The following is a 10107-nucleotide window of genomic DNA, read 5'->3' as shown; positions in this document are numbered from 1 at the left end:
ACCTGAACGTTCGGAGCCCAGAGTTTTGAAACTCCGACCGAAACCGTATCGTCGAATGCAGGAACCTCGCTCTGTCTTGAAAGCTAGACTACGAAGGTGATTAAGCCTTTTTCAGTGCCATTGGACTAAAGTCCGAACGATCAAACCACAACGTTCGATCGTTCGGACTTTAGTCCTCTCTTGGATGCGGACTAAAGTCCGAACGATCAAACCACAACGTTCGATCGTTCGGACTTTAGTCCTCTCTTGGATGCGGACTAAAGTCCTCACTACAAACGGCTTGATAAGTAATTACAATCGCCCAAAAACAACGGCTGCATTCCCCGATTCCCATTTCGGGTATTTCTGCATCACACTAGCGTAAATTTCCGAGTCGGTGAAGGCTGTCAACCAAGCTTGTAGGGGAATCCAAGGCTGTTCCTCGAACCAAATTTTATCGGTATGGGCGAATTGACGGACAAAAGGTGCGATCGCCATATCAGCCAATGCTACATTATTACCAAACAAATATTTATTCTTGATTAATTTAGCATTGAGTTTCCCCAGATATAAAGCACATTCATCCCGATGTGCTCGGGCATCAACACCAGCATAACGTTCGGGATATTTATAACGGTCAAGATGATATTTAAATCCATAATCAAATTGAGAAATAAGTTCGAGCATTTCTGCAACAGAACCTTCCTTGGGCATCAACCATTTTTCGGGATCGTGTTGTTCCAACGCCCACAACATGATATCAATACTTTGATCGAGTACGCGGCCGCCAACATCAATCAATATCGGTACTGTACCTTTTGGAGATACATCTAACATTGCTTGTGGTTTGTCTCGCAAAACAACTTCTCGCAACTCACACACGCGATTGCTAACCATCAGCGCTAAGCGGGCGCGCATAGCATAGGGACAGCGGCGGAATGAATATAAAATTGGATATATTTGTGACATACAGTCAGTTGTCATTAGTCATTAGTCATTTCTTGGTACGTAGTTGCGCTTCAGCGCTCTTGGGGCTCGCATCCCAACAACATACCTTTCTTGGTACGTAGTTGCGCTTCAGCGCTCTTAGGGCCGGGGCCCAACAACATACCTTTCTTGGTACGTAGTTGCGCTTCAGCGCTCTTAGGGCCGGGGCCCAACAACATACCTTTCTTGGTACGTAGTTGCGCTTCAGCGCTCTTAGGGCTCGCATCCCAACAACATACCTTTCTTGGTACGTAGTTGCGCTTCAGCGCTCTTGGGGCTCGCATCCCAACAACATACCTTTTAGTCGATCGCACTATCGAATTTTTCCTTAGCATCATAGCACGCGCCCATATGTACTTGGTTGCGACGCTTAGCAAGCTCAATCTGATGCTGCCTCTCTAATAAAGCTTGTTTTTTAGCTTCGGTTTTCGAGTCATGACAATGAGGACAACTCACGCCCAGCACAAAAAATTCAGAAGCCTTATCTTCCTCACTAATCGGGTGACGACAACCGCGACAAAGTTCATAGTTACCAGGTTTTAAATCGTGAACAACAGACACCCGTTCATCAAAGACAAAACATTCACCTTCCCAACGACTTTCTGCTTCCGGAACCGTTTCCAAATATTTTAAAATTCCGCCTTCGAGATGATAGACTTCCTGAAAACCTTGCGATCGCAAAAAAGCAGTAGATTTTTCGCAGCGAATGCCACCCGTGCAAAACATTGCCACCTTGGGTTTATCGCGCAAAGCAGTTTCTTGCTGCACCCATTCAGGTAACTCAGAAAAGCTTTTGGTTTTGGGATTGATCGCGCCTGCAAAAGTACCCATAGATACTTCGTAGTCGTTACGCACATCAACTACGACAACATCAGGATCGTCAAGCAATTGATTCCATTCATCGGGCTTGACATATTTGCCAGCCATGAGAGATGGATTAATATCGGGTATTCCCATGGTGACGATTTCGCGTTTTAAGCGGATTTTCAGGCGGTAAAACGGTGCTTTTTCTGAGAAAGATTCTTTGTGAACCAAATCAGCAAAACGTGCGTCACTACGCAAAAATGCGAGCACTGCGCGCACGCCCTCGGATGAACCTGCGATCGTGCCATTGATGCCTTCGGCTGCTAACAAGATGGTGCCTTTGACGTTGTTGCGATCGCAACAATCGATTAGCGGTGCTTTCAGGTCGGCAAAATCGGATAGTTCAACGAACTTATATAATGCAGCGGTTAAGAAATTAGCCATAGATCGAATTGATAGCACTAATTAATTTTCATATAAATATGAAAATTCAGTTAAAGCGGGCGGTGGGGCTCGAACCCACGACGTCCAGCATGGGAAGCTGACATTCTACCACTGAATTACGCCCGCGCTTAGTCTGTTTTACTGGCTTTTACTTTTTAGGGATTGCGGTAAACCATGACTAGATAAACATTATACGACGATTTTGTGATTTTGAGTCAATGATTTTGAAAATTAATTTTTGGGGGTTGTCGATCGCCCATGGCGGCAAAATTAATAGGGTGCGTCACTTGAGAAAGCCGGAATTTTTCGGACAAACCTGAGATCTGACGCACCGTACACTCCAAAAGCCGTCTCCTGACGCAGGAGGAGACGGCAGTACCCGTTTCCCTACCCGGAGATATTCGATCGCCCTTCCCTTCTTTTCTTCCCCCGCACCCGATCGAAAATCCAGACTTGCAAACCATCCATATAGGTATAAACCACCGGAATCACCACCAGAGTTAATAGCGTAGAAGTCATCAAACCGCCAATTACCGCCATCGCCATCGGACTCCGCACCCCAGATCCCGCGCCAATTCCCAGCGCAATCGGCACCATGCCAGCTATCATGGCGATCGTTGTCATCAAAATCGGCCGCAACCGCGCTACACCAGAATCTAGTGTCGCCTCATACATCGGTTCGCCTTCCTTCTGATTCATAATCGCGTAATCCACCAGCAAAATCGAATTCTTTGTCACAATTCCCATCAGCAAGACTACACCAATCAAAGCGTACAAACCGAGAGATTTTTGTCCTACCAAAAGCCCCAACAGCGCGCCACCCAAAGATAAAGGTAATGCCGCCATAATTGTGATCGGATGCAAGAAATTGGCAAACAACAGCACCAACACACCATAAATAAACAGTACCGCCGTTCCCAAGGCCCCCGCAAAACCGCTGAAAATATCCTGCATAACTTTTGCATCGCCCGAAGATTCTTGTTCCACTCCAGGGGGTAAAGGATTCATTACAGGCAGTTTTTTCACCGCAGCAACAGCTTCTCCCAATGTTGTGCCTTGCAACAAATTGCCTTCTACAGATACTTGACGAGCTCTGTCATAGCGATCGATCTGAGAAGGCCCGCTACCCAAAGCAATATCCGCCACTGCCCTCAAGGGTACCAAAGTATTGTTTTTACCGGGTATTTGCAGATTCTTAATTGTTTCGATATCGCTGCGAAACTGTGGCGCTAACATCACATGAATCGGAATTTGTCGATCGGGCAAATCAAACTTAGCAAGATTTGAGTCAATATCTCCAATCGTTGCCAAAGAAGCAGTGCGAGCAATTTGCTGCACCGAAATACCCTGATCCGCCGCCCGAAGAGGATCGGGTTTTACCAAAATTTCCGGTTTGACTAAACTCGCGCTAGATTGTACCTCAATCAGTCCCGGAACTTGCCTCATTTGTTGCGTCAGAGTTTCCGCAGTTTTAGTTAAAGCTTCCGCATTTTCGCTCTTGAGGACGATCGACATTTGCTTCCTACCGCCCACACGCCCTTGAGCAAAACTCAGCCGCACACCGGGAACATCGGCAAGTTTCGGCCGCATTTCCTCCTCAAACTTCTGTTGTCCGATCCGCTGATTGGCGGGTTTCAATTTCACATATAGACTGGCTGTATTTACGCCGCTAGCGCCCCCTCCGCCACCACCTGGGCCCCCGGATACTGTCGGAGCGCCTTCGGTCTCCAAAACGCTTTCTACGGCCCGATGGGCGAGCAATAATTTAGTTGCTTGCTGCACTGCTAAATCTGTCTGTGACAAGGTGGAACCGGGCGGCAATTCAATGGAAACAGTCGAAAGTCCGGTATCATCGCGATCGATAAAACCAGTCGGAATGAAAGGAATTAATTGCACGCTGCCGAAAAACAAAGCAACAGCTAAAATTAGGACGATCGCCCGATGCTTCAGCGCCCAAGTCAAAAGTCGGCGGTACTGATAGGAAAGTTGGTCTTTTTTGAGTTCCGCCTCGTGTCCGCTATCCTTAAACAAATAAGCCGCCATCATCGGAGTTACAGTGCGGGCTACTAACAGCGAAAATAACACCGAAGCCGAAACCGTCACCCCAAAAGGTCGAAAAAACTGACCCGGAATTCCCGGCATAAAAGCCACCGGCGCAAACACCGAAACAATCGTCATCGTGGTAGCAACGACAGCTAAACCAATTTCAGCAGAAGCATCCAAAGCAGCTTGATAAGCCGTTTTCCCCATCCTGACGTGCCGTTCAATATTTTCAATTTCGACGATCGCATCATCGACTAATATACCCACCACCAGCGACAGCGCTAACAAAGTCATGCCATTAAGCGTATATCCTACCATCCTCAGCACAGCAAAAGTAGGAATTGCCGACAGCGGCAGGGCTACAGCAGCAATCAAAGTCGCCCGCCAATCCCGCAGAAATATAAAAATCGTGACAATCGCTAAAACCGCCCCCAAAACTAAAGCATCAACAGAAGCTTCATAGGAATCTCGGATGTGATCGGCTAAAGTATAAATCAGTTCCAGCTTGACATCCGGCGGCAAAGTTTTTTCCATTTTCTTAACAGTTGCCCGCACCGCTTCTTCCACAGTCACGAGAGTGCTGCCGGTGCTGCGGAGGATAGCAAAAGCTACAACAGGCTTGTTATTGAGCCGCGCGCCCTGACGCGCTTCTGCATAGCCTTCCTCAACTTTTCCTAAGCTAGAAAGCGGCACAAAACCGCCTTTCGGCAAAGTAATTTGATAAGCTTTCAACTGTTCGATAGTTTTGGCACTACCGATGGTGCGGACTGTTTGCTCGGAATTGCCGATTTCAGTGCGTCCCCCTGGCAGATTGATGTTGAAATTGCGAATTTGGTCGTTAACTTGGGTAGCTGTAATCCCCAAACTTTGCAGTTGTTCAGGGTTTAAATCAACTCGAATATCCCTGTCCCTGCCTCCAATGCGCTGCACTTGAGCGACACCTTTGACCGACAACAGGACGCGGCTGATGTTTTGGTCGATTAATTCGCTTAGCTGTTCTACCGTTTGGCGATCGGAAACGACGGCGTAGGACATAATGGAACTACCGGCAAATTCCACCCGCTTGACGACTGGATCGTTGATGTCTTGGGGCAGGCTTTGGCGAATTTGGGCGATCGCATTTCTGACATCATTCGTAGCGCGATCGCTATTTGTGCCCAACAAAAAGTTAACTGTCGTATTAGAAGAACCATCATTAACAGTAGAAATAATGTGGTCAATATTACCCAAACCCGCCACAGCGTCTTCTACTTTTTTCGTAACTTGAGATTCAAGTTCGGCTGGATCTGCCCCCGGTTGGCTGACAGATATGGAAACTGAAGGCACATCGATGTTAGGTGAATCATCAATACCTAAAACGGGAAAGGATACTAATCCCCCGATTGTCAGAATTAAGAATAAAACAATCGTGGGGACAGGCTGTTTGATTGACCAAGCCGAAATATTAAAAGACATAATTGGAATTGGGAATTGGGAATTGGTCATTGGTCATTGGTCATTGGTCATTGGTCATTGGTAATATAGTTCTTATTCTTGGAATTCTTGTGGAGTGGGCCGGAGAGCCCGCTCCAAATATCTACTAACTAATCTGATTATTTAAATTATTGTGGAGTGGGCCGGAGAGCCCGCTCCAAATATCTTATGAGGTATGTTGTTGGGATGCGAGCCCTCTTAAAATATATAGTAACTAACAAGAGGTATGTTGTTGGGATGCGAGCCCTCTTAAAATATATAGTAACTAACAAGAGGTATGTTGTTGGGATGCGAGCCCTCTTAAAATATATAGTAACGAATAATTCGTAAGGTGCGTCAGGGGAAAATTATTAGTCTGTCGTCGCCAAATTCTCACCTGACGCACCCTACAATAAATAATGACTGTCAACTGTCAACTGTCAACTGTCAACTGTCAACTGTCAACTGTCAACTGTCAACTGTCAACTGTCAACTGAATTACTGACTGCTAACCTTAATTCGATCGCCATTCTTAAGATAACCCGCTCCAGCAACAACCACTTTATCGCCCGCCTTCAACCCCTTTTTAATCTGAACCTTAGCACTCGTCAAATCGCCAACCGCGCCCCCAGTAATCTCCCCAACTTCCACAGGTTGAGCCTGCACCTTATCCTCGCCCACAAGTTTGTAAACAATAGAACTGCCGTCAGACTGTGGTAAAATAGCCTTAGCAGGAACTTTCAAACCTTGAGCCGTCGTCGTAGAAATCGAGGCACGCAAAAACATTCCCGATCGCAAAAACTCACTTGTAGGCAAATCAATTTTCACCGTAGCCTGCCGATTTTGCGGGTCAACTAACGGCGAAATTTCTCGCACAGTTCCCGACAACTTAATCCGCTTGTCAGAATCCGAAGTAATCTGCACCGCCGTTCCCGGCTTAACTTGAGAAACCTGAGTTTCTGGCACTTTTAATTGCAGTTCCAGCTTGTTTCCTCGAATAATCGAAAATAGTTTTTGACTTCCCGAAGAAACATCACCAACTCGACCAATTCTTTCAGATACAATACCGCTGTCCGGCGCTCGGACAATAGTTTGTTCGATTTGAGTTTGCAACTGTTTGACTTGCGCTTCATTGCTGCGAACACCTGCTGCGTTATTTCCCACATTTGCGCGCGCGCTGCTGATAGCAGAGCCGGCCGTATTTACTTTAGCGCGGGCGCTGCTGAGGGCCGCTCTCGCCGTACTGATATTAGCTTCTGCCGTAGCTACTTTAGCTTGAGCCGATCGCACTTCTTCGGCCGCTTTGTTCTGTTCTTCCAAAGCTTTATTCAAATCAGCCTTAGCTTTGTTCACATCTTGAACAGCAGTATCTCGCTCCGTCTTGCGCTTTTCCAAATCTTGCTGGCTGATTACTCCCTGAGAAGCCAAATTTTGGGTGCGATTTACTTCTCTTTGAGCCTGAGCTAACTTAGCCTCAGCAGAAGCAATCCCCGCCTTAGCTTGCTCGACACCCGCCTTGGCTTGCTCGACACCCGCTTGGGCTTGGCCGACGCCTGTTTTGGCTTGCGCTGCGTCAGCGATGGCTTTTTCAACACCGGCTTGGGCTTGAGCAACACCGGCTTGGGCTTCTTGTTGGGCTGACTGGGCTTGTTGCACCAGAGCTTGCGCTTGTTCTACCGTAGAATCGGCCGATTGTACCTTAGCAGTAGCTTCGGCAATTTGCGATCGCAGCACCGAATCATCCAAAACCGCCATTACCTGACCTTTTTCTACCGCATCCCCTTCCTTTACCAAAACCTGCTTGATTTGCAAACCGTTGGCTTGCGGCAGCACCGGCAGCAAATCGTAGGGCGCCACAGTCCCCGTCGCTTCCAGAGTTTGAGCCACCTCGGCCGATTCCACAGCAGCCACTGTCACCGTCTGAGGCGTTCCCTGCTGAGCCGCCGCTGGGGCTGCAACTGGGGGACGCGCGCTCTTCTGGCCCGCAGTCAAGTGTACTGCTAGCAGCGTTGCAGCTACACCAATACCTGCGCCCGCCAACAGCGTCGGCCACCTGAGTCCTTTACTGGGAGGAACTTCTGGTTCTTCAGCTTCGGAAACTTCTGATTGTTCGTCTGGAACTTCTAAGGCTATTTCTCGTTCATCTTCTTCAGAGGAGAAGTGCCAGCCAGAGGTATCTGAGATGCCAGTTTCAGGCGCATCCACTGCGGAGTTCCTGTCTCGCCCGCTTTGCACGGGGGAAAGAGGTTCCTGTTCTTCTGCTTCTGAAAAAACTTGATTCGTCACGGTAGTTCCTCCCGTCGGTTTGAGCCTGGGGTTTTTGATATTGTAAAGAAAGATTGCGGTTTTAATATCTAATTTATTTTAGCTGAGTGTGCGATCGGTCGCGCCTCCTCCTTGTGGGTGAGTGTGAGAGCTTTTCACCTGCTCGTGGCGATTTGGATGAAGGAAAGTGCGATCGACCTTTGCTCGATCGAGATTTTGATGCAGAGCAATCTTAGCGTAATTTGCGATCGCTTGCAGGGCGATCGGGCTTATATTATCTCTGGAGCACTTTTTCAGTCAGCAACTCATCAATACTGAGAGAATTCAGTCTAATCTTGAACTGATTATTGCTAATCTATAATGCAATACGCCATTGTTAAAACTGTTTATTGGCCCGAGATCCTTGCAGCATACCCCTACTCCCCCGGATAGTCGGGGGATGAAAGAGAATGCTCTTGTCCCCCCCTTTTTCAAGGGGGGTTAGGGGGGATCTCCGGGTTCAACTTAACTGTATCGAGCTATAATAATGTGTTTGTTGTAGAATACGGCACATCGGCTGAAAAAATTATGCCAGTTTAATTTACAAAAATCACAATGAATAGTGTATTTACTCCCGTCCAACAGTTTCTAATTACTTGGTTGCTAGTGCTAGTGACTGGATGGTTTACCCTGACTGCTATCAATTATGTTGGGGAACTGGTCAGCATTTTAGTAACAGCGGGACTGATTGCATTTTTATTAAATTATGCAGTAATCAGACTGCAAGTATTTTTGCCGCGAGGACTAGCTGCGGGGCTGGTCTATTTGGCTGCGGGTGTGGTAGTAGTAGTAATCGGTCTAACTATTGTGCCGCCGGTGTTCAGCCAAGCGAGGCAGTTGGGGGTAAGATTCCCGGAATTGCTGGAGTCGGCGCGGCAGCAGTTAGGCGAATTTCAAGCATGGAGTGCCGATCGCAATTTACCATTTGACGTGCAAATATTGGAACAGCAGTTATCAGCCAAAGTCCAGGAACAAGTACAATCAATCGCAGGTACAAGTTTAGGCTTAGTTGTCGGTACAGTTAACTGGTTTCTCGACTTAATTTTTATCCTGGTAATTTCATTTTATATGCTGCTAGACGGTCAAAGAGTGTGGCAGGGTTTGACCAGCATTTTTTCGCCAGATATTCGCTATGTTCTCACAGAGACTTTGCAGCGAAACCTCCAGCGATTTGTCTCGGGACAGTTATTGCTGGGACTCTTTATGGCGACTTCGCTAACTCTGGCTTTTTGGTGGCTGCAAGTGCCATTTTTTCTGTTGTTTGCCGTGTTTATCGGATTGACAGAAATAATTCCGTTTATCGGAGCGACGCTGGGCATCGGCACTGTTAGTATAATTGTAGCGTTTATTGATTGGTGGTTGGCGCTGCAAGTGTTGGCAGTTGCGATCGGTCTCCAGCAAATCAAGGATAATTTAGTAGCACCCCGAATTATGGGCAATCTAACCGGATTGAGCCCGGTAATTATTTTTACAGCTTTGCTGTTAGGAGGTAGAGTGGGAGGATTATTAGGAGTTATCCTGGCAATTCCCCTAACTGGGGTGGTCAAAAGTATCGTGGAAATTGTACTCAATCCCAAATTACCTCCGCAAACAGGTTCGTTTTTCTACAATCCTTTTAACGGCGAAGAATTGGGGAAAATTGCGGAAAATGAAAATAGAATAATTTTGGTAGCCGATGAAAAAAAATAGTTTAAGGTTCGTAGTAAGGACTTCAGTCCGTAAAATTTTTATTAGTAACGAATTCAGCCCTTGCTACTGATTGCCTTACTAATAAGGTTTGTAGTAAGGACTTCAGTCCGTAAAATTTTTATTAGTAACGAATTCAGCCCTTGCTACTGATTACGTTAAGAAAGGACTAAAGTCCTTACTACGAACCTGGGAGGACTAAAGTCCTTACTACGAACCTGGGAGGACTAAAGTCCTTACTACGAACCTGGGAGGACTAAAGTCCTCACTACGAACCTGGAAGGACTAAAGTCCTTACTACGAACCTGGGAGGACTAAAGTCCTTACTACGAACCTGGGAGGACTAAAGTCCTTACTACGAACCTGGGAGGACTAAAGTCCTTACTACGAACCTGGGAGGACTAAAGT

General features: G+C 46.9%; 7 protein-coding genes and 1 tRNA gene. 3 read left to right on the top strand and 5 right to left on the bottom strand.

Annotation, left to right across the window (positions count from 1 at the left end):
- Nucleotides 1-291: 291 nt before the first annotated feature.
- The 4 genes from QZW82_RS29075 to QZW82_RS29060 all read right to left on the bottom strand — a co-directional run bounded on the left by QZW82_RS29075 (nt 292) and on the right by QZW82_RS29060 (nt 5742).
- Entirely contained in the window at nt 292-948 is a 657-nt protein-coding gene (locus QZW82_RS29075) for a glutathione S-transferase (protein WP_293156813.1), read from the bottom strand.
- A 318-nt stretch (nt 949-1266) separates the two neighbouring features.
- Nucleotides 1267-2214: a rhodanese-related sulfurtransferase gene (locus tag QZW82_RS29070; RefSeq protein ID WP_293156811.1), complete on the bottom strand. Its 948-nt coding sequence runs from the start codon at nt 2212-2214 to the stop codon at nt 1267-1269.
- A gap of 54 nt (nt 2215-2268) precedes the next feature.
- A tRNA-Gly gene (locus QZW82_RS29065) sits at nt 2269-2340 on the bottom strand.
- A 261-nt stretch (nt 2341-2601) separates the two neighbouring features.
- Nucleotides 2602-5742, bottom strand: a complete 3141-nt coding sequence (locus QZW82_RS29060) for an efflux RND transporter permease subunit (protein WP_366665105.1) — start codon at nt 5740-5742, stop codon at nt 2602-2604.
- A gap of 319 nt (nt 5743-6061) precedes the next feature.
- Here QZW82_RS29060 and QZW82_RS29055 point away from each other — a divergent pair, with 319 nt between their 5' ends.
- Nucleotides 6062-6214 (top strand): hypothetical protein, encoded by a 153-nt coding sequence (locus QZW82_RS29055; RefSeq protein WP_293156809.1) that lies wholly within the window; start codon nt 6062-6064, stop codon nt 6212-6214.
- Here the strand turns inward: QZW82_RS29055 and QZW82_RS29050 are convergent.
- Nucleotides 6208-7995 carry an efflux RND transporter periplasmic adaptor subunit gene (locus tag QZW82_RS29050; protein WP_293156807.1) on the bottom strand — a complete coding sequence of 596 codons (1788 nt, stop codon included), beginning with the start codon at nt 7993-7995 and terminating at the stop codon, nt 6208-6210. The genes QZW82_RS29055 and QZW82_RS29050 overlap by 7 nt on opposite strands.
- 123 nt (nt 7996-8118) lie before the next feature.
- Between QZW82_RS29050 and QZW82_RS29045 the strand changes: the two genes are divergently transcribed.
- Both QZW82_RS29045 and QZW82_RS29040 read left to right on the top strand, forming a co-directional pair.
- Nucleotides 8119-8292: a hypothetical protein gene (locus tag QZW82_RS29045; RefSeq protein ID WP_293156805.1), complete on the top strand. Its 174-nt coding sequence runs from the start codon at nt 8119-8121 to the stop codon at nt 8290-8292.
- 276 nt (nt 8293-8568) lie between these two features.
- Entirely contained in the window at nt 8569-9702 is a 1134-nt protein-coding gene (locus QZW82_RS29040; RefSeq protein WP_293156803.1) for an AI-2E family transporter, read from the top strand.
- The last annotated feature ends 405 nt before the right edge of the window (nt 9703-10107 follow it).

This window comes from Microcoleus sp. bin48.metabat.b7b8b9.023, from assembly GCF_013299185.1.
GTDB lineage: Bacteria > Cyanobacteriota > Cyanobacteriia > Cyanobacteriales > Microcoleaceae > Microcoleus.
The sequence above is the reverse complement of the archived record's forward strand: the minus strand, read 5'-3'. Positions and strand labels throughout refer to the sequence as shown.